Source organism: Limnohabitans simekii (SeqCode) (assembly GCF_965234735.1).
Taxonomy (GTDB): Bacteria; Pseudomonadota; Gammaproteobacteria; order Burkholderiales; family Burkholderiaceae_C; genus Limnohabitans; species Limnohabitans simekii.
The window spans coordinates 186,953-205,032 of sequence record NZ_OZ248543.1; the positions used below are offsets into that span (position 1 = coordinate 186,953).

Sequence of the window (18,080 nt, forward strand, 5' to 3'; positions counted from 1 at the left end):
TTTGACGTTTTTTTGTCTTTTCAACGACAATTTAGGGTAGACCCCTAGACCCCATGAGCAAAGACCATTCACTTCACCAGCGCCGCCGCCCGCCCAGCCCGCAAGAGCTCGAGGGCATCCCCTGGCTGAACCTGCTGACCCCCGCTGAGCGCGAAAAAGCCATCGGCCACATCGTCGTCGGCGACGCCGTCTCGGGCGAAATCATTTGCCGTGTGGGCCGCGCCCCCACCTATTGGTTTGGCGTGGTAGATGGCTTGTTGAAGATGAGCATCGACACCGACAAGGGCGACAGCCTGACCTTCACCGGCGTGTCGCGGGGCGGCTGGTTTGGCGAGGGCACGGCTTTGAAACGCGAGCCTTACCGCTACAACGTGCAAACCTTGCGGGCCAGCGTGGTGGCGGGTTTACCGGTGGCCAACTTCCACGAACTGCTGGCCGAATCGATTGGCTTCAACCGCTTCATCATGAACCAACTGAACGAACGGCTGGGGCAGTTCATCGCTGCGCGTGAAATTGACCGGCTCAACAGCCCCGACGTGCGCGTGGCCCGCAGCTTGGCCGCCTTGTTCAACCCGGTGCTGTTTCCGGGCGTGGGCGAGGTGCTGCAAATCACCCAGCAAGAGCTGGCCTACCTGGTGGGTTTGTCGCGCCAGCGGGTCAACATGGCGCTGCAACGCCTGGTGGCTGAGGGCTGGATCAGCGTGGCCTATGGCGGCGTGCGGGTGCTGAATTTGCAGGCCTTGCGCAGCCATACACTCGGTGCCCCATGACCGAACTCATCCGCTTGAACAAACGCATGGCCGAACTCGGCCTGTGCTCCCGCCGCGAAGCCGACGATTGGATTGGCAAGGGCTGGGTGAAAGTGAACGGCGAGATAGCGGTGCTGGGCAAACCGGTCAGCCCGATGGACCGCATCGAGGTGGACAAGCTGGCCCGTGGCCAGCAAGACAAACAAGTCACCATCCTGCTGCACAAGCCCATGGGCTATGTGAGTGGCCAAGCCGAAGACGGCCACACGCCCGCCATCAACCTGATTGAAGCCCGCCACCAGTGGCGCGACGACCGTTCCAGCATCCGCTTTGTGCCCCGCCAGCGCATGGGCTTGGCACCTGCTGGCCGCTTGGACATTGACTCGGTGGGCTTGCTGGTGCTGACCCAAGACGGCCGGGTGGCGCGTCAACTGATTGGCGAAGACTCGCAGGTGGAGAAAGAATATTTGGTGCGGGTGCAGTACGGCAAGCTGGCAGTGGGGGAGCAACAAACCGATGTGCAGTCGCTCTTCCCAGCAGACCAATTGGCGCGTTTGTGCCACGGCCTGCACTTGGACGGCCAAGCCTTGAAGCCCGCCGTGGTGGACTGGCAAAACCCCGAGCAACTGCGCTTTGTGTTGAAAGAAGGCCGCAAGCGCCAAATTCGACGCATGTGCGAGCAGGTCGGCCTGACCGTGGTCGGCTTGAAGCGGGTGCGCATTGGCCGGGTGAAGCTGGGCCAACTGCCCGTGGGTCAGTGGCGGTATTTGGCGCCTGGCGAGGTGTTTTAAGCCTCAACGCCAGTGCACTCGCTCACTTCAGGCCATCTGCTTCTTGAAATACGGGCCACGCGCCCCACTTGGAATCCATTCTTTTTCGTTCTTTTCTCTCAGACACCATGACAAAACACACCCACGCCTTCCAAGCCGAAGTGGCCCAGCTGCTGCACCTGGTCACCCACTCCCTGTATTCCAACAAAGAAATCTTTTTGCGCGAGCTGATTTCCAACGCCTCGGATGCCTGCGACAAGCTGCGCTATGAGTCCTTGAACAACGCCGCTTTGCTGGAAGACACACCCACACTTGAAATTCGCGTGGCATTCGACAAAGCCGCCAAGACGCTGACCATCAGCGACAACGGCATTGGCATGAGCCAGCAAGAAGCGATTGAGCACCTGGGCACGATCGCCAAAAGCGGCACCCGCGACTTCATGAGCAAGCTGAGCGGCGACCAGCAATCCGACGCCAAAGACCAGGGTTCGCTGATTGGCCAGTTCGGTGTGGGCTTTTACTCGGGCTTCATCGTGGCCGACAAGATCGTAGTGGAAACCCGCCGAGCGGGCTTGGCTGCCTCTGAAGGTGTGCGCTGGACCAGCGGGGGCAGCGGCGACTTCGAGGTGGAAACCATCACCCAAGACAAGCGCGGCAGCCACATCATTTTGCATTTGCGTGACGATGCCGAAGAGTTTTTAAGCAACTGGAAAATCAAAAGCATCATCGGCAAGTACGCCGACCACATCGCCCTGCCCATCCTGATGCGCAAGGAAGAATGGAAAGAAGGCGAGAACGAGCAGCCCGGTGAAATGGTGGTGACCGACGAATGGGAAACCGTCAACAAAGCCTCGGCCTTGTGGACCCGCCCGAAAAAAGACATCAGCGCCGAGCAGCACGCCGAGTTTTACAAAGCCATCAGCCACGACTTCGAGCCGCCGCTGGCTTGGAGCCACAACAAAGTGGAAGGCAGCACCGAGTACACGCAACTGCTGTACTTGCCCGGCAAAGCGCCATTTGATTTGTGGAACCGCGACAAAAAAGGCGGCATCAAGCTGTATGTGAAACGCGTCTTCATCATGGACGACGCCGAAGCTTTGTTGCCCACCTACTTGCGCTTTGTCAAAGGCGTGGTGGACTCGGCCGATTTGCCCTTGAACGTGAGCCGCGAGCTGCTGCAAGAAAGCCGCGATGTGAAAGCTATTCGCGAGGGCAACACCCGCCGTGTGCTGTCCATGTTGGACGACCTGGCCAAGCACGATGCGCCTGCAGCGGACGCGAGCGACGACGACAAACAAAACGCAGGCAAGTTCACCAAGTTCTACGCCGACTTTGGCGCGGTGTTGAAAGAAGGCTTGGGCGAAGACTTTGCCAACAAGGACAAGATCGCCAAGCTGCTGCGCTTTGCCAGCTCGACCACCGACACCGTGAGCGTGGGCTTTGCCGATTACAAAGCCCGCATGAAAGAAGGCCAAGACGCTATTTTTTACATCACGGCCGACAGCTTGGCCGCCGCCAAAAACAGCCCACAGCTCGAGGTGTTCCGCAAAAAAGGCATCGAGGTGCTGCTGATGTCCGACCGCGTGGACGAATGGGCGCTGGGCTTCCTCAACGAGTTTGACGGCACCCCGCTGCAAAGCGTGGCCAAGGGCGCGTTTGACTTGGGCAAGCTGCAAGACGAGGCCGAGAAAAAAGCCGCCGAAGAAGCCGCTGAAACTTTCAAGCCGCTGCTGGCCAAGCTGAAAGAGGCGCTGAAAGACAAGGCCGACGATGTGCGCATCACCAGCCGCTTGGTGGACTCGCCCGCTTGCTTGGTGGTGAAAGACGACGCCATGTCTTTGCAACTGGCCCGCATGCTCAAGCAAGCCGGTCAAACCGCGCCCGAAAGCAAACCGATTTTGGAAATCAACCCCGAGCACCCGCTTGTGAAAAAGCTGGACACGCCCGACGGTCAAATCCATTTCCATGACCTGGCGCACATCGTGTTTGACCAAGCCTTGCTGGCCGAAGGCGGCTTGCCAGCCGACCCGGCGGCGTATGTGAAAAGGGTGAATGCTTTGTTGGTTTAAGCCATCAATCGCTTGCATTTATTGATATATACGTCAATAATTTATAATATTGGACGTTAATTGACGTATATATCAAATGAAAACCCTTCAAGATCTTGGCGAATCCATCGCAGCGCGGCGCAAGCAACTTGGTCTGCAGCAGCGTGAGGTAGCGGCATTGGCGGGCATCACCGCCGAATCTTTGTCACGGTTTGAACGCGGCCGCAGCGCTGAATTTGGGGCTCGCAAATTATTGGCCATCCTGGCCGTACTCGGTGCAGAACTGGATGTCGTCAATGAGGGCCAAGCTGGCAACTTGGATGAACTGCGCCTAGAACGGGCTCAATACACATCCACCCCAGGAGCCTTTTGATGCAACTCTCGGTCTACGTGCTTGGACGAGAAGTGGCCACGCTGGCGCAATCGGGCGACTTCAAGAGCGTGTTGTCTTACCACCAAGGGACAGCACAGGACGACTTCGTCTCGCTCACCATGCCTGTTCGCACCGAAAGTTATGTGTGGGACGACCAGTTGCCGCCGGTGCTGCAAATGAATTTGCCTGAAGGTTACTTGCTGCAAGTCTTGCAAGAACAGTTCGGCCCGCACATTGGTGCCCATCCCATCGCCTTGCTGTCAGTCATCGGGCGCAACATGGTGGGACGACTTCAAGTGGCAACTTCAGGGGCCGAACTTCGGATGCCCGCGCAAGCCTTTGAAGTGGCTGCCTTGCTCAAGGGTGACAACTCTGAAGCGGCCTTTGCAGAACTGGTTCGCGCCCATGCCAGCAGTGGCGTTTCAGGGATGGTGCCTAAATTTTTAGATGCCGTGTCGCCCGCCGCTGATCTGTTGTCACCGCATCCCAAAGCCAGCCTGATCACCCAACGCCACATCATCAAGGGCTCTAGCGCCAAGCTGCCTTTTGTGGCCTTGAACGAACATCTGTGCATGCAAGTGGTTCGGCGTGTCATGCCGACTGCGAAAACCGAGGTCTCTGACGATGGTCAAGCCCTGGTCGTCCATCGCTTTGACGTCGATGAGCAAGGCCAAGCGCATTGGGGCATGGAAGATTTCTGCAGCTTGCTGGGATTGCGCTCGTCAGCCAAGTACAACACCACTTGGGAGCGCATCGCCAAAGCCATTCGCATCCATGTGCCTGGTCCTCAAAGAATGGAAACCTTCCGCCAGTTGGCCTCGACCCTGCTGCTGACCTACGCCTTGCGCAATGCGGATTGCCATGCGAAAAACATGGCCCTTCTCTATACCAACCGAGGCGATGTGCATTTGTCCCCCGCCTACGACATGCTCACAACCCATGTTTATGCAGGCTTTGCCAACAATCCGCCCGCCATTGAATTCATGGGCAAAAAAACCTGGCTGCCTGGCAAGCATTTGCAAAAGTTCATCGTCAACTGTTTCGGCATCCCACTCAAAGAACAACTGTTGATGGTGCAAGCCATCAGCGACGCCGTGGCGGATGTGAGCCATAAAGTCCACCAAGCCATGAGCGAACATCCAGGCTTCCAAGACATCGGACATCGCATGCTGCAATGTTGGACAGAGGGTGTCCAAGGACTGCGGGATCAACGGGTTTATGCCTTGCGGCCCTGACCGACAGACTGCGGCCCCAAGTCTTCAGCCTGTGCTTCCTTCGCTAAAGCCCGCCCTCAAGCCATCAACGCCATCTGCTCCCGCAAGGTGTCGCATTGGCCACGCCAATAGTCGGCGGTGCCAAACCAAGGAAAGTGCATGGGAAAGGCCGGGTCGTCTTGGCGGCTGGCCAGCCAGGCGCTGTAGTGAATGATGCGCAGGGTGCGCAGCGGCTCGATCCACTGCACCTCTTGCATGTCAAACGGCCGCATGCTTTCGTAGCCTTCCAGCACGGTGAACAGTTTTTGGCGGCGTTCTTGTTCTTCGCCGTGCAACAGCATCCACAGGTCTTGCACAGCGGGGCCCATGCGGGCGTCGTCCAAGTCCACAAAATGCGGACCGGCCTCGGGCAGGCCTTGCGGCGTCCACAAAATATTGCCGGGGTGGCAGTCACCGTGCAGCCGCAAGCTGCGCACTTGCGCGGGCATTTTTTGGCGCACCAATTCCAACGCTTGGTCGCACAAGCTCAGCCACTGTTGCGCCACTTCAGGCGGCACCCAGTTTTCGCGCATCAGCAAGTCGCGTGAGGCTTCGCCAAAAGTGTGCAGGTTCAGCGCGGGGCGGTGCACAAAGGCCTGGCGTTCGCCCACCACGTGGATGCGGGCCATCAAACGGCCAATCCACATCAGCACCTCGGGGTCGTCCAGTTCGGGGGCGCGGCCACCACGACAGGGGCTGACGCTGAACCAGAAATGCCCATCCAAGCCCTCATGCACGATGCGGGCTTCGTGCAAGCGCAGACCGTTCAAAGTGAGCGGCCCCACCACCGGAATGTCTTCGGCCATCAGTTCATCGGTGAAGGCGTGTTCTTCGCGAATTTGCGCTTCGCTCCATCGCCCGGGTCGGTAGAACTTGGCCACCACCGTGCTGTCGTCGTCCAAATGCACTTGGTACACGCGGTTTTCATACGAGCTGAGCGCACTCAAGCGACCGTCCACCGGCAAGCCCAATGCGCTCAAGGCGTCCAACACCACCGAGGGTGTCAAGGCTTGGTAGGGGTGCGTCACCTACACACCCCAGACGATGGGCTGTCCGGCTTGGTGACAGCGTTGCAGCATGTCGATGATGGGTTTGCTGCGCTGGCGCAGGCTGATGCCCTCAAGGCGCGGCGCGGGCTGGCCTTGTGCAACGGCGTCGGCAGCGGCCTGGGCTTGCGCGGCTTCTTGTTGCTGAACGGCTTGTTGCAGCGCTGCAATGGCGGCGGGCATCTCCGGGGCGTCGATGATGCCTTGGGGCCCGGGTGTTTTGCCAATGATCTGCAGGAACTGAACGCCTTGCGGCTCCAACAGAATCAGGTCGCCAGCGGCTTTGGATTTGAATTTGTAAATCATGGCGCTATTGTGCGCTTGGCCATCACCCACGCTGTTCCAAGCGTCCAAGCCAGGCCAAGGCCTCAAGGGAAAACCCTCGCGACTGAAATAAGGCTTGACGTGATTTACTTTAGGCCTCAACAATATGGGCATGAACATTTTGTGCATTGGCGGCGGCCCCGCTGGTTTGTATTTCGCGCTGCTCATGAAGCAGCAAAACCCGGCGCACCAGATCACCGTGGTCGAACGCAACCGCCCCTATGACACCTTTGGCTGGGGCGTGGTATTCAGCGATCAAACCCTGCAAAACCTGCAAGCTGCTGATGCGCACACCGCCGAACTGATTGGCAATGCGTTCAACCACTGGGACGACATCGAGGTGTTTTTCAAAGGGAAGTCTGTGCGCTCCACTGGCCACGGCTTTTGCGGCATTGGGCGCAAGCACTTGCTCAACATCTTGCAGCAGCGTTGCGAAGAGCTGGATGTGAAGCTGGTGTTTGAAACCGACGTGAGCGACGATCAAGCGCTGGCGCTGCAGTACCAAGCTGATTTGGTGATTGCCAGCGATGGCTTGAACAGCCGCATCCGCACCCGCTATGCCGACACCTACCAACCCAACATCGATGTGCGCGATTGCCGTTTTGTTTGGCTGGGCACGCACAAAACCTTTGACGCTTTCACCTTCGCCTTCGAGCAAACCGAGCACGGCTGGTTTCAAGCCCATGCCTACAAGTACGACGAACACACGTCCACATTCATTGTGGAAACCCCCGCGTCGGTGTGGCAAGCGCACGGCATCGACCAGATGAACCAAGATGAAGCGGTGGCGTTTTGCCAAAACCTGTTTGCCAAGTATTTGGATGGGCACGAGTTGATGAGCAACGCAGCGCATTTGCGTGGCTCGGCCAACTGGATTCAATTTCCCCGGGTGATTTGCAACACGTGGGTGCATTGGGAAACGCTGAACAACAAACGCACACCCATCGTGCTGATGGGGGATGCGGCTCACACCGCGCATTACTCGATTGGCAGCGGCACCAAGCTGGCGCTTGAAGATGCGATTGATTTGGCCAACACCTTTGCCCAGCACCCCGATGCCGACATGGCCACCATTTTGCAAGCCTATGTCGATCGGCGCAGTGTCGAGGTGCTGAAAATTCAAAACGCGGCCCGCAATTCCACCGAATGGTTTGAGCATGTGGACCGCTACACCCACATGGACATCGAGCAGTTCACCTACTCGTTGCTGACGCGTTCGCAGCGCATCAGCCACGAAAACCTGCGTGTGCGGGACCCGCAATGGTTGCAGCATTTCGAGGCTTGGTTGTCGGGTGGTCGTGCCAAGGCGCCCATGCTCTTGCCCTACACCTTGCGCGGCCTCAGCTTGAAAAACCGCATCGTCGTCTCGCCCATGGCCACTTACAAAGCGGTGAATGGCGTGGTGAACGACTTTCATTTGGTGCACCACGGTTCACGTGCCTTGGGTGGCGCTGGTTTGTTGATGGTGGAGATGACCAGCCCCACGCCCGATGGCCGCATCACACCGGGTTGCCCGGGCTTGTGGAACGATGAACAACAACAAGCCTTCAAACGCATCACCGACTTTGTCCACGGCCAAGATGCACACATCGGTTTGCAGCTGGGTCACAGTGGTGCCAAGGGCTCCACGCAGTTGGGCTGGGAAGCGATAGATGAACCCTTGCTGGCCCACAACTGGCCCTTGATGGCCGCCAGCGCCGTGCCTTATGGCCCAAACAACCAAACGCCCCGCGCCATGACCACCGACGACATGCAGGCACTGACAGCGGCGTTTGTCGCCGCCACGCTGCGAGCCGATGCAGCGGGCTTTGATTGGCTGGAGCTGCATTGCGCCCATGGTTATCTGCTGTCGGGTTTCATCTGCCCCTTGACCAACCAGCGCAGCGACGCGTTCGGTGGCAGCTTGGCCAACCGTTGTCGCTATCCCTTGCAAGTGTTTCAAGCCATGCGGGCTGTGTGGCCTGCCCACAAACCCATGAGTGTGCGCATCTCGGCGCACGACTGGGCACCAGGGGGCAACACAGATGACGATGCGGTGCAAATCGCCAAGTTGTTCAAAGCCGCCGGTTGCGATTTGATCGACGTGTCGTCCGGTCAAACCACCCGCGCTGCCAAACCGGTTTATGGCCGCATGTACCAAACACCGTTTGCCGACCGGATTCGCAACGAGGTGCACATCGCCACCATGGCGGTGGGGGCGATCAGCGAAGCCGACCATGCCAACAGCATCATCGCGGCAGGCCGCGCCGATTTGTGTGCCATCGCCCGCCCGCATTTGGCCGATCCGAATTGGACCCTGCACGAAGCCGCCAAATTGGGCAGTCGTGATGTAGTCTGGCCCCAGCCGTATGAAAGCGGCCGCGATCAACTCTACCGATTACTTCAAACAACACGCTGACCATGGACCTTGAAGCCCGCGCCCACAGCAAGCACCCCGAAGCCTTGCGCCTTTGGTTGCGCATGCTCACCTGCACCCAACTGATTGAAAAACAAGTGCGCACCGGTTTGCGCGATGAGTTCAGCACCACCTTGCCGCGCTTTGATTTGTTGGCGCAGCTTGAGCGCGAACCGCAAGGCATGAAGATGACCGCGTTGTCGCGCCGCATGATGGTGACCAGCGGCAACATCACCCCAGTGACCGACCAGTTGGTGAAAGAGGGTTTGATTGAGCGCAGCAGTGTGGACGGTGACCGCCGCGCTTGGTTGATTCGGCTCACACCTGCAGGCCGCACCCTGTTTAAAAAAATGGCCAAGCGCCACGAGGCTTGGATTGTTCAAGCATTCGATGCCTTGAGCAGCAAAGAGTTGCAAACCTTGCACGGCTTGCTCGGTCGCGTCAAACAACACAGTGCCACGGAGACTTCATGAAACACCACATCCCCGACCAGAACCCCATGCGTGGGCAATACCAAGCCTTGGCATCACAAACTGCCGAGCATTTTTCGTGGGTCTGTGATGACCACGGTGTGGCCACCATCACCTTGAACCGACCCGAACGCAAAAACCCACTCACCTTCGCGTCCTATGCCGAGTTGCGCGATTTGTTTGTGCAACTGCGTGTGGCCACCGATGTGCGCGTGCTGGTGTTGCAGGGTGCGGGTGGCAACTTTTGCTCGGGTGGTGATGTGCACGAAATCATCGGACCGCTCACCAAGATGACCATGCCCGAGTTGCTGGCTTTCACCCGCATGACCGGCGACTTGGTGAAAGCCATGCGCCTGTGCCCACAGCCCATCGTGGCCGCCATCGATGGTGTGTGTGCCGGTGCTGGTGCCATGTTGGCCTTGGCCTCAGACATGCGCTTGGGCAGCACCACCACCAAGGTGTCGTATTTGTTTTCACGCGTGGGCTTGGCGGGTGCCGACATGGGCGCTTGCAGTTTGTTGCCGCGCGTGATTGGCCAAGGTCGGGCCAGTGAATTGCTGTTCACCGGCCGCGCCATGACCGCGGCTGAAGGACAGGCCTGGGGCTTTTTCAACAGCTTGCACGAGGCGGATTCGCTGGGTGCCGCCGCCCACAGTGTGGCGCTTGGCTTGGCGCAAGGCCCCAGCTTCGCCCACGGCATGACCAAAACCATGTTGCACCAAGAGTGGGCCATGACGCTGGACCAAGCGATTGAGGCTGAAGCGCAAGCGCAAGCGATTTGCATGCAAACCCAAGATTTCCACCGCGCCTATGAAGCCTTTGCGGCCAAACAACAACCTGTGTTTCAAGGTGATTGAGATGAACGCCCATTGGCAACTGCCGTTTTTTGAAGCCCGCCACCGTGAACTGGCCACGGCCTTGCAGGCTTGGATGCAAGACCAGCATGTGCACGAAGCGGATGACCGCACCGCTTGCCGCGAATGGGTGCATCGCTTGGGTGATGCGGGTTGGTTGCGCTATGTCGTCACCTCGGCGCACGGTGGGGCTTGGGACACTTTGGATTCACGCGCCTTGGTCATCATCCGCGAAACCTTGTCGCAGTTTTCACCCTTGGCAGACTTTGCATTCGCGATGCAAGGCTTGGGCAGTGGGGCCATCACCTTGGCAGGCACACCCGCACAGCAAGCGCACTACCTCCCCGCGGTGGCAAGTGGCGAGATGATTGCCGCGTTTGCGCTCAGTGAGCCGGATGCGGGCTCGGACGTGGCTGGCATGCAAACGCATGTCATCCCCACTGCAGACGGCTTGGTGATGAACGGCTGCAAGACCTGGATCAGCAATGGCGGCTTGGCGCATTTTTATGTGGTGTTTGCCAAAACCGATGAGACAGCAGGGGCGCGTGGCATCACCGCCTTCATCGTGGACGCAGACAGTCCTGGTTTGAATGACGACACGCATTTGCAGGTGATGTCGCCGCATCCCTTGGCCACTTTGCATTTCGACCACTGCGCGTTGCCCGCCTCTTCGCAACTGGGCGACATGCATGGCGGCTTCAAGTTGGCGATGCGCACCTTGGATATTTTTCGCGCGTCCGTCGCGGGAGCGGCTTTGGGCATGGGCCGACGCGCTTTGAAGGAGGCCCTTCACTACACGCAACAACGCCAGATGTTTGGCAAGCACTTGGCCGACTTTCAACTGACTCAAGCGCGTCTGGGTGACATGGCTTGTTTGTTGGATGCAGGTGCATTGCTCACCTACCGTGCGGCTTGGCTGCGTGACACCTTGGGCAGCGATGGCGCAGGCGCTGCGGCCTACACCCAGGCGGCGGCCATGGCCAAACTCACCGCCACCGAAAACGCTTCCAAGGTGATTGACATGGCACTTCAAATGCACGGCGGCACAGGCGTTTTGGTGGGCAACAAACTGGAGTCCTTGTACCGCGACATTCGTTCATTGCGCATTTACGAAGGCGCTTCTGAAGTGCAGCAACTCATCATCGGCAAGTCGGTCCTCAAGGGTGCTGCATGAGCGCCCAAAGCGATCGGTTTGTGCATGATCGCTTGCCACCCCGGGCTGCGTGGCCGCAGTTTTTATACCCCACTGGCTCTCCTGCAGGCGATCAGGTTTTGAATCTGGTGACCGAACTGCTGGACAAGGCCTTGGCCCAGCCCTGGGCAGATGCGCCGCTGTTTCGCTCGGCCCACGAAACACTGAGTTACCGGCAAGCACAGGTTTTGGTGAATCAACGCGCCCATTATTTGGTCCATGCGCTGGGGCTTGTGCCTGGCAACCGTGTTTTGATTCGCGGCACCAACTCGATTGGCTTTGCGCTGTGTTGGTTGGCCGTGGTGAAAGCGGGTTTGATTGCGGTGTCCACCATGCCCATGCTTCGCGCCAAGGAGTTGTGTGAGGTCATCGGCAAAGCCCAGCCCGTGTTGGCGCTGTGCGATAGCGCGTTGGCCGATGAATTGAGATTGGCGCAGCAGCAATGCCCTGTCCTGACTTCGGTGGTTTTGTTTGGCGACCCTCAATCTGCTGGCGGACTTGAACAGTTGTCGGGTGCTTTGCCCCCCATCTTTGATGCCTGCCCCACCACTGGAGACGACATCGCCATCCTCGCCTTCACCTCGGGCACCACTGGTTCGCCCAAGGCCGCCTGTCATTCGCATTTGGATGTCTGGTCGGCGTGTCAGGCGTGGCCTTTGTCGGTGTTGAAAGCCTCATCCTCCGATATTGTGTTGGGAACACCACCACTGGCCTTCACCTTTGGCCTTGGTGGTTTGTTGTTGTTTCCCATGGTGGCGGGTGCCTCTGTTTTTTTTCCCATCGGCCCCTTAAGCCCTGAAGCCATGTTGCTTGCCATGCAAGACGCTGGGTGCACGATTTGCTACACCGCACCCACCTTCTACCGACAAATGGCACCCCTCATCGCCGCGGTATCGGTGCCGAGTTTGCGCGTGTGTGTGAGTGCTGGCGAAGCATTGCCCGACACCACGCGGCAACTTTGGAAACAATCCTGCGGCATCGAGATGCTGGACGGCATTGGCGCCACCGAGATGTTTCACATCTTCATTTCTTCACCGCCCGAGTCCGTTCGCACCGGCAGCCTCGGCCAAGTGGTGCCGGGCTATGAAGCCTGTGTGTTGGATGAGCAGGGTGCACCGGTGCCCCATGGCCAGGTGGGCCGATTGGCGGTGCGCGGCCCGACCGGCTGCAAGTACTTGAACGATGCGCGTCAAGCCACCTATGTGCAACATGGTTGGAACTTTCCAGGCGACGCGGTCTTTCAAGATGCTGAAGGTTACTTTCACTATCAGTCTAGGGCGGATGACATGATCATCAGCGCGGGCTACAACATCGCTGGCCCCGAAGTGGAGGACGCTTTGCTCAAGCACCCGGCTGTTTTGGAATGCGCTGTGGTGGGCAAGCCCGACTCAGAGCGCGGCATGGTGGTGCAAGCCTTTTGCGTGTTGAGCCCTGGCTTCGTCGCCAACGAGGCAATCGTCAAACTCTTGCAAGAGCATGTGAAGTCGTCCCTGGCGCCTTACAAGTATCCGCGTGACGTGGTCTTTTTAGAAGCCCTGCCACGCACACCCACGGGCAAATTGCAGCGCTTCAAATTGCGCTCACCTCTTATTTGAAAGTTTTTATGCACACTGTTTTACTGCCTGAAGGCTGGGAACGCCCCAAGGGTTATGCCAATGGCATCGCTGCGCGTGGCACACAGATTTTTGTCGGCGGCCAAATTGGTTGGAATGCCTCACAACACTTTGAGTCTGATGATTTCGTGCTGCAAACGGCGCAAGCTCTGCGCAATGTGTTGGCTGTGCTGCACGCGGCCCACGCGGGTCCTGAACACATGGTGCGCATGACCTGGTACATCACCGACCGAGATACCTACGCATCGCGATTGCGCGACATTGGCGCGGTCTATCGCGACGTGATGGGCAAGCACTTTCCGGCCATGACTTGTGTGGTGGTGAAAGCCTTGGTTGAAGAACGTGCCTTGGTGGAAATTGAAGTGACCGCTGTGTTGCCGGATTGATGGGTTGTGAAAGCTTGGCCTTGTTGCAAAACTTTTTTCACAATGACAAGGGCAAGCAAGTTTGCAAAGCTTCATTAAAGGCTTCAGCTTGCTCGTACTGCACCCAATGGCCTGCGTCATCAATCATTTGAAAACTTTGCAAGTTGCAAGCTGATAGGCGCTCTGGCAACAAATGCATCTTGCCTTTGTAGAGTGCATCCAATTCACCCCAAATGCCGTATACCTCGCAAGTCCAGTGAGTCTGTTGATGCAACAGCGCATCACTTCTTGCAATGCGTCTGCGTCGCAAACGGTCGCGTGACACATTCTGGGCTTGCATCTCCAGCAAGTCGGGCGTCACAAGCGCTTCGTTGTGCAACATGATGGCCAGTAAATTGTTTTTGTGAACCGCCATGCGTTCGTCGTCCGTCATGTTGTCTCGAAAGCCACGCATGTTCAAGATGTTGTTGGACAGTCCCAAGCCAGGGACACCCACCAACACCAAGCGTTTGAAACGTGTCGGCCAGTGAGCAGCTGCAAAACCTGCCACCAATCCACCAAAAGAAAAACCCACCACGTCCAGTGCTTCACTGCCAAACAATTGCTGCAAACCTTGTTCCAAGGGCATTGCAAGGTCGTCGGCGTCTAGCGCCCTCAAAGGGAGTTCAGAATCGCCCAATCCGGGGGTATCCAATGCCCACACTGAACGTTGTTGACTGAGCGGAACAACGTTGCGCACCCAATGGTTCCAACTGCCACTGCCGCCGTGCAGCAAGACCAAGGGATGGCCTGCATCTTTGTTCCACACATGCCAAACCTGGACGCCAGATGGGGTGGGGATTTCGATGCGCTTGGCGAGCGATTGTGCCGCGTCAAGTTCTTGTTTCAAGTTCCACATGGTTTGTATTGAATGTGATGCGGCTCTGAAATGCAAAACGCCTACTGAAGTGGGCATTCATTGCTAAACGCCCACTGAAGTGGGCCCTCCATGCAAAACGCCCACTTGGAAGTGGGCGTTGTGTGTTTGGTTGCGCGAGCAAGATTTGAACTTGCGACCTTTGGGTTATGAGCCCAACGAGCTACCAGGCTGCTCCATCGCGCGTCGTGTGCGTTGATTGTAACTGTTATTCAGCTGCGGCAGCTGGTGTTTCGGCGATTTCAGGACGATCCACCAATTCAACCAAGGCCATAGGCGCATTGTCGCCAACCCGATAGCCCATTTTCAAAATGCGTGTGTAGCCACCGGGACGTGTTTTGTAACGGGGGCCGAGTTCGGCAAACAACTTGACAACGTTGTCGCGGTTGCGCAGGCGGTTGAAGGCCAAGCGCTTGTTGGACAAGGTGGGTTCTTTGGCGAGTGTGAGCATGGGCTCGATCACGCGGCGCAGTTCTTTGGCCTTGGGCAACGTGGTTTTGATGGCTTCGTGCTCGATCAACGAGTTCATCATGTTTTGCAACATGGCCAAACGGTGTGAGCTGGTGCGGTTGAGTTTTCTGAGTCCGTGTCCGTGACGCATGTTCTTGTCCTTTTTTGAATAACGCTTTTTTTGCCGGCCGCCGTATCAGGTACGGCCAGGGGGGAATGCAACTCAAGTTGCTTTTGGTTGTTAGATTCGTTTGGCTTCCAAACCAGCAGGTGGCCAGCCTTCGAGCTTCATGCCCAAAGTCAAACCACGTGAGGCCAACACTTCTTTGATTTCGTTCAAAGATTTGCGACCCAAGTTCGGGGTTTTCAACAATTCGTTTTCGGTGCGTTGAATCAGGTCGCCAATGTAGAAGATGTTTTCTGCTTTGAGGCAATTGGCTGAACGCACGGTGAGTTCCAACTCGTCCACGGGACGCAACAAAATGGGGTCGACTTGTTGAGCGCTGCGCGGTGCAGGCGAATCGAAAGCGGCCAACTCGTTGCCTTCCAACTGCGCAAATACCGCGAGTTGTTCCACCAAAATTTTGGCAGATGAACGCACGGCATCTTCAGCGGTGATGGCGCCGTTGGTTTCGATTTCCATGACCAAGCGGTCCAGATCGGTACGTTGCTCCACACGGGCGTTTTCAACGCTGTAGCTCACGCGCTTGACGGGTGAGAAAGAAGCGTCCAACACAATGCGGCCAATGGATTTGTTCACTTCGTCGGCATGGCGTCGCATGCTACCGGGCACGTAGCCACGGCCTTTTTCAACTTTGAGTTGGATGTCGATTTTGCCGCCGTGCGACAAGTTGGCAATCACGTGCTCGGGGTTGATGATTTCAACGTCGTGCGGTGTTTGAATGTCAGCAGCAGTGACTTGACCTTCGCCGTCTTTGCGCAGGCTCAGGGTGACTTCGTCACGGTTGTGCAGCTTAAACACCACGCCTTTGAGGTTCAACAAAATGTTGACCACGTCTTCTTGCACGCCATCGATGGACGAGTATTCGTGCAACACGCCAGCAATGGTGACATCGGTCACGGCATAGCCAACCATGGAAGACAACAACACGCGGCGCAAAGCATTGCCCAAGGTGTGGCCGTAACCACGCTCGAACGGCTCGAGGGTCACTTTGGATTTGTTGTGACCGAGTTGTTCAACTTGGATGGCTTTGGGCTTCAGGAGATTTGTTTGCATTCGTTTTTCCTCTCAATGCCCCCGGCTCGTTACACCGGTAAGGCAGGATGATGACCCCTGGCCTACATGACCAGGGCGGCGGATTCAAGGAGCCAAACAGCCCCGGTTAACGCGAATACAACTCAACGATCAGAGATTCGTTGATGTCAGCCGCAAATTCGTCACGGTCAGGTGTCTTCTTGAAGACACCTTCGGCTTTGTCCACATTGACCTCAACCCAGGCAGGCAGTCCGACTTGGGTGGCCAATTGGAGCGCTTCAAGCACGCGGCCTTGTTTTTTGGATTTTTCACGCACGCTCACCATGTCACCAGCCTTGACCAAGTAGGACGGGATGTTGACTTGATGACCATTGACGGTGATGGCTTTGTGGGACACGAGTTGACGTGCTTCAGCGCGTGTGGAGCCAAAGCCCATGCGGTAGACCACGTTGTCCAAACGCGATTCCAACAAGGACAACAGGTTGGAACCGGTGTTGCCTTTTTGTTGGTCCGCCATGGCGAAGTAGCGGCGGAACTGACGCTCCAACACGCCATACATGCGTTTGACTTTTTGTTTTTCACGCAACTGCAAACCGAAATCAGACATGCGCTGACCGGATGTGCGGCCGTGTTGGCCGGGCTTGCTGTCGAATTTGGCCTTGTCTGCGATCGAGCGACGAGCGCTCTTCAAAAACAGGTCGGTGCCTTCACGGCGAGATAGTTTGGCCTTGGGGCCGAGGTAACGTGCCACTTGAACTTCCTTTTATGTCAACTGCCCGCACAAAAATGCGGGGAGCCGCCGATGTGAACACCAGCGGCGGTGGGCTTGTTTGAAATCAGATGCGACGGCGCTTTTGCGGACGGCATCCGTTGTGAGGAACCGGCGTCACATCAGAAATTGAATTGATGCGAATGCCCAGGGCCGCCAACGCGCGAACAGAAGATTCACGGCCGGGGCCGGGACCTTTGATTTCGACGTCGAGGTTCTTGATGCCCTGATCAATGGCTGCACGACCAGCCACCTCGGATGCCACCTGAGCGGCAAACGGTGTGGACTTGCGTGAGCCCTTGAATCCTTGACCACCGGACGACGCCCAAGACAACGCATTGCCTTGACGATCGGTGATGGTGATGATGGTGTTGTTGAAAGACGCATGCACGTGCGCAATGCCGTCCGCAACGTTTTTGCGAACCTTTTTGCGCACACGTTGTGCGGCTGAGTTGACGGGTGCTTTTGCCATGGTGGTCCCTCTTTATTTCTTCAGCGATTGAGCCGCCTTGCGGGGGCCTTTGCGGGTACGCGCATTGGTGCGGGTACGTTGGCCGCGCATGGGCAAACCGCGACGATGGCGGAAACCGCGGTAACAACCAATGTCCATCAAACGCTTGATGTTCATGGTGGTTTCACGGCGCAAATCGCCTTCGATGGTGAACAGTGCGATCTGGTCGCGGATTTTTTCAAGGTCTGAGTCCGTCAGGTCCTTGATTTTTTTGGCGTAGTCGATGCCGCAAGCAACGCAAATTTTGCGCGCGCGGGTGCGACCGATGCCGAAGATTGACGTCAAGCCAATCTCGGTGTGCTTATGGGGCGGAATATTGATACCAGCGATACGTGCCATGAGAAACCTCTTGAATGCGTTGGAAGATCAGCCTTGGCGCTGCTTGTGACGTGGATCCGTGCAGATAACACGCACCACGCCTTTACGGCGGATGATCTTGCAGTTGCGGCAAATTGTTTTGACCGAAGCCGAAACTTTCATTTCATTCTCCTAAGAACCCAGAACACGCACCCTGCGTGCTCCAACAAACTCTGCATGTTTCACGCCTTACTTGGCGCGGAACACAATTCGTGCCCTACTCAAATCGTAGGGCGTTAACTCAACCGTCACTTTGTCCCCTGGCAGGATTCGGATGTAGTGCATCCGCATCTTGCCGGAAATGTGTCCGAGCACCACATGGCCGTTTTCCAGTTTGACCCGGAAGGTGGCATTGGGGAGGTTTTCAACAACCTCTCCTTGCATCTGGATGACATCGTCCTTCGCCATG

21 protein-coding genes and 1 tRNA gene are annotated in these 18,080 nt (G+C 57.3%); 11 read left to right on the forward strand and 11 right to left on the reverse strand.

Annotated features, from left to right (window positions below):
• The first annotated feature begins 53 nt into the window (after positions 1-53).
• From AC8GFP_RS09695 to AC8GFP_RS09715, 5 genes are all read left to right on the forward strand, one after another.
• Positions 54-770: a Crp/Fnr family transcriptional regulator gene (locus AC8GFP_RS09695; RefSeq protein WP_506612647.1), complete on the forward strand. Its 717-nt coding sequence runs from the start codon at positions 54-56 to the stop codon at positions 768-770.
• Positions 767-1,540 carry a pseudouridine synthase gene (locus tag AC8GFP_RS09700; protein ID WP_506612649.1) on the forward strand — a complete coding sequence of 258 codons (774 nt, stop codon included), beginning with the start codon at positions 767-769 and terminating at the stop codon, positions 1,538-1,540. Before AC8GFP_RS09695 ends, AC8GFP_RS09700 begins: the two co-directional genes overlap by 4 nt.
• Positions 1,541-1,647: 107 nt before the next feature.
• Positions 1,648-3,588 (forward strand): molecular chaperone HtpG, encoded by a 1,941-nt coding sequence (gene htpG, locus AC8GFP_RS09705; RefSeq protein WP_506612652.1) that lies wholly within the window; start codon positions 1,648-1,650, stop codon positions 3,586-3,588.
• Positions 3,589-3,664: 76 nt separating this feature from the next.
• A complete protein-coding gene (locus tag AC8GFP_RS09710) occupies positions 3,665-3,940 on the forward strand; it encodes a helix-turn-helix domain-containing protein (RefSeq protein ID WP_506612654.1) in 276 nt (91 codons plus the stop codon).
• The gene (locus tag AC8GFP_RS09715) at positions 3,940-5,175 is read left to right on the forward strand and encodes a type II toxin-antitoxin system HipA family toxin (protein WP_506612656.1); all 1,236 of its coding nucleotides are present in this window, start codon (positions 3,940-3,942) and stop codon (positions 5,173-5,175) included. The genes AC8GFP_RS09710 and AC8GFP_RS09715 overlap by 1 nt, the downstream gene beginning before the upstream one ends.
• Before the next feature lie 56 nt (positions 5,176-5,231).
• Here AC8GFP_RS09715 and AC8GFP_RS09720 read toward each other — a convergent pair whose 3' ends face one another.
• Both AC8GFP_RS09720 and AC8GFP_RS09725 read right to left on the reverse strand, forming a co-directional pair.
• Complete coding sequence (locus tag AC8GFP_RS09720; RefSeq protein WP_506612658.1) at positions 5,232-6,221, reverse strand: serine/threonine protein kinase; 990 nt, start codon at positions 6,219-6,221, stop codon at positions 5,232-5,234.
• Complete coding sequence (locus AC8GFP_RS09725) at positions 6,222-6,611, reverse strand: DUF1840 domain-containing protein (protein ID WP_506612660.1); 390 nt, start codon at positions 6,609-6,611, stop codon at positions 6,222-6,224.
• A gap of 64 nt (positions 6,612-6,675) precedes the next feature.
• Here AC8GFP_RS09725 and AC8GFP_RS09730 point away from each other — a divergent pair, with 64 nt between their 5' ends.
• The 6 genes from AC8GFP_RS09730 to AC8GFP_RS09755 are packed head-to-tail and all read left to right on the forward strand — an operon-like array spanning position 6,676 to position 13,473.
• Positions 6,676-8,961 carry a bifunctional salicylyl-CoA 5-hydroxylase/oxidoreductase gene (locus tag AC8GFP_RS09730; protein ID WP_506612662.1) on the forward strand — a complete coding sequence of 762 codons (2,286 nt, stop codon included), beginning with the start codon at positions 6,676-6,678 and terminating at the stop codon, positions 8,959-8,961.
• A 2-nt stretch (positions 8,962-8,963) separates the two neighbouring features.
• Entirely contained in the window at positions 8,964-9,431 is a 468-nt protein-coding gene (locus AC8GFP_RS09735) for a MarR family winged helix-turn-helix transcriptional regulator (RefSeq protein ID WP_506612664.1), read from the forward strand.
• The gene (locus tag AC8GFP_RS09740) at positions 9,428-10,285 is read left to right on the forward strand and encodes an enoyl-CoA hydratase family protein (RefSeq protein ID WP_506612666.1); all 858 of its coding nucleotides are present in this window, start codon (positions 9,428-9,430) and stop codon (positions 10,283-10,285) included. The genes AC8GFP_RS09735 and AC8GFP_RS09740 overlap by 4 nt, the downstream gene beginning before the upstream one ends.
• The gene (locus AC8GFP_RS09745; RefSeq protein WP_506612668.1) at positions 10,239-11,456 is read left to right on the forward strand and encodes an acyl-CoA dehydrogenase family protein; all 1,218 of its coding nucleotides are present in this window, start codon (positions 10,239-10,241) and stop codon (positions 11,454-11,456) included. The genes AC8GFP_RS09740 and AC8GFP_RS09745 overlap by 47 nt, the downstream gene beginning before the upstream one ends.
• Positions 11,453-13,069, forward strand: coding sequence for an AMP-binding protein (locus AC8GFP_RS09750; protein ID WP_506612670.1), 1,617 nt, complete (start codon positions 11,453-11,455; stop codon positions 13,067-13,069). The genes AC8GFP_RS09745 and AC8GFP_RS09750 overlap by 4 nt, the downstream gene beginning before the upstream one ends.
• A gap of 8 nt (positions 13,070-13,077) precedes the next feature.
• Positions 13,078-13,473 carry a RidA family protein gene (locus AC8GFP_RS09755; protein WP_506612672.1) on the forward strand — a complete coding sequence of 132 codons (396 nt, stop codon included), beginning with the start codon at positions 13,078-13,080 and terminating at the stop codon, positions 13,471-13,473.
• Positions 13,474-13,510: 37 nt separating this feature from the next.
• Here AC8GFP_RS09755 and AC8GFP_RS09760 read toward each other — a convergent pair whose 3' ends face one another.
• The 9 genes from AC8GFP_RS09760 to infA all read right to left on the reverse strand — a co-directional run bounded on the left by AC8GFP_RS09760 (position 13,511) and on the right by infA (position 18,079).
• Positions 13,511-14,350: an alpha/beta fold hydrolase gene (locus AC8GFP_RS09760; RefSeq protein WP_506612674.1), complete on the reverse strand. Its 840-nt coding sequence runs from the start codon at positions 14,348-14,350 to the stop codon at positions 13,511-13,513.
• A gap of 127 nt (positions 14,351-14,477) precedes the next feature.
• A tRNA-Met gene (locus AC8GFP_RS09765) sits at positions 14,478-14,554 on the reverse strand.
• Positions 14,555-14,576: 22 nt separating this feature from the next.
• Positions 14,577-14,969, reverse strand: coding sequence for a 50S ribosomal protein L17 (rplQ, locus tag AC8GFP_RS09770; RefSeq protein WP_506612676.1), 393 nt, complete (start codon positions 14,967-14,969; stop codon positions 14,577-14,579).
• 90 nt (positions 14,970-15,059) lie between these two features.
• Positions 15,060-16,055, reverse strand: coding sequence for a DNA-directed RNA polymerase subunit alpha (locus AC8GFP_RS09775; protein WP_506612678.1), 996 nt, complete (start codon positions 16,053-16,055; stop codon positions 15,060-15,062).
• Positions 16,056-16,161: 106 nt separating this feature from the next.
• A complete protein-coding gene (gene rpsD / locus AC8GFP_RS09780; protein ID WP_506612680.1) occupies positions 16,162-16,785 on the reverse strand; it encodes a 30S ribosomal protein S4 in 624 nt (207 codons plus the stop codon).
• 85 nt (positions 16,786-16,870) lie between these two features.
• Positions 16,871-17,275: a 30S ribosomal protein S11 gene (rpsK, locus tag AC8GFP_RS09785; protein WP_506612682.1), complete on the reverse strand. Its 405-nt coding sequence runs from the start codon at positions 17,273-17,275 to the stop codon at positions 16,871-16,873.
• Between the two features lie 12 nt (positions 17,276-17,287).
• Positions 17,288-17,653 (reverse strand): 30S ribosomal protein S13, encoded by a 366-nt coding sequence (rpsM, locus tag AC8GFP_RS09790; RefSeq protein WP_506612684.1) that lies wholly within the window; start codon positions 17,651-17,653, stop codon positions 17,288-17,290.
• 27 nt (positions 17,654-17,680) lie between these two features.
• On the reverse strand, positions 17,681-17,794 hold the full coding sequence (gene rpmJ / locus AC8GFP_RS09795; protein WP_037485061.1) for a 50S ribosomal protein L36: 114 nt from the start codon (positions 17,792-17,794) through the stop codon (positions 17,681-17,683).
• A 66-nt stretch (positions 17,795-17,860) separates the two neighbouring features.
• Positions 17,861-18,079, reverse strand: coding sequence for a translation initiation factor IF-1 (gene infA / locus AC8GFP_RS09800; protein WP_012734373.1), 219 nt, complete (start codon positions 18,077-18,079; stop codon positions 17,861-17,863).
• Position 18,080: the final 1 nt, after the last annotated feature.

What these genes read in the sequence shown, in the direction of transcription:
- AC8GFP_RS09750 (WP_506612670.1), top strand. Translation starts at nt 11,453, where the DNA reads ATGAGCGCCCAAAGCGATCGGTTTGTGCATGATCGCTTGCCACCCCGG.
- AC8GFP_RS09745 (WP_506612668.1), top strand. Translation starts at nt 10,239, where the DNA reads ATGAAGCCTTTGCGGCCAAACAACAACCTGTGTTTCAAGGTGATTGAG.
- rpsM (WP_506612684.1), bottom strand. Translation starts at nt 17,653, where the DNA reads ATGGCACGTATCGCTGGTATCAATATTCCGCCCCATAAGCACACCGAG.
- htpG (WP_506612652.1), top strand. Translation starts at nt 1,648, where the DNA reads ATGACAAAACACACCCACGCCTTCCAAGCCGAAGTGGCCCAGCTGCTG.
- AC8GFP_RS09740 (WP_506612666.1), top strand. Translation starts at nt 9,428, where the DNA reads ATGAAACACCACATCCCCGACCAGAACCCCATGCGTGGGCAATACCAA.
- rplQ (WP_506612676.1), bottom strand. Translation starts at nt 14,969, where the DNA reads ATGCGTCACGGACACGGACTCAGAAAACTCAACCGCACCAGCTCACAC.
- AC8GFP_RS09710 (WP_506612654.1), top strand. Translation starts at nt 3,665, where the DNA reads ATGAAAACCCTTCAAGATCTTGGCGAATCCATCGCAGCGCGGCGCAAG.
- AC8GFP_RS09695 (WP_506612647.1), top strand. Translation starts at nt 54, where the DNA reads ATGAGCAAAGACCATTCACTTCACCAGCGCCGCCGCCCGCCCAGCCCG.
- AC8GFP_RS09755 (WP_506612672.1), top strand. Translation starts at nt 13,078, where the DNA reads ATGCACACTGTTTTACTGCCTGAAGGCTGGGAACGCCCCAAGGGTTAT.
- AC8GFP_RS09730 (WP_506612662.1), top strand. Translation starts at nt 6,676, where the DNA reads ATGAACATTTTGTGCATTGGCGGCGGCCCCGCTGGTTTGTATTTCGCG.
- AC8GFP_RS09760 (WP_506612674.1), bottom strand. Translation starts at nt 14,350, where the DNA reads ATGTGGAACTTGAAACAAGAACTTGACGCGGCACAATCGCTCGCCAAG.
- AC8GFP_RS09700 (WP_506612649.1), top strand. Translation starts at nt 767, where the DNA reads ATGACCGAACTCATCCGCTTGAACAAACGCATGGCCGAACTCGGCCTG.
- AC8GFP_RS09715 (WP_506612656.1), top strand. Translation starts at nt 3,940, where the DNA reads ATGCAACTCTCGGTCTACGTGCTTGGACGAGAAGTGGCCACGCTGGCG.
- AC8GFP_RS09735 (WP_506612664.1), top strand. Translation starts at nt 8,964, where the DNA reads ATGGACCTTGAAGCCCGCGCCCACAGCAAGCACCCCGAAGCCTTGCGC.
- rpsK (WP_506612682.1), bottom strand. Translation starts at nt 17,275, where the DNA reads ATGGCAAAAGCACCCGTCAACTCAGCCGCACAACGTGTGCGCAAAAAG.
- rpmJ (WP_037485061.1), bottom strand. Translation starts at nt 17,794, where the DNA reads ATGAAAGTTTCGGCTTCGGTCAAAACAATTTGCCGCAACTGCAAGATC.
- infA (WP_012734373.1), bottom strand. Translation starts at nt 18,079, where the DNA reads ATGGCGAAGGACGATGTCATCCAGATGCAAGGAGAGGTTGTTGAAAAC.
- AC8GFP_RS09775 (WP_506612678.1), bottom strand. Translation starts at nt 16,055, where the DNA reads ATGCAAACAAATCTCCTGAAGCCCAAAGCCATCCAAGTTGAACAACTC.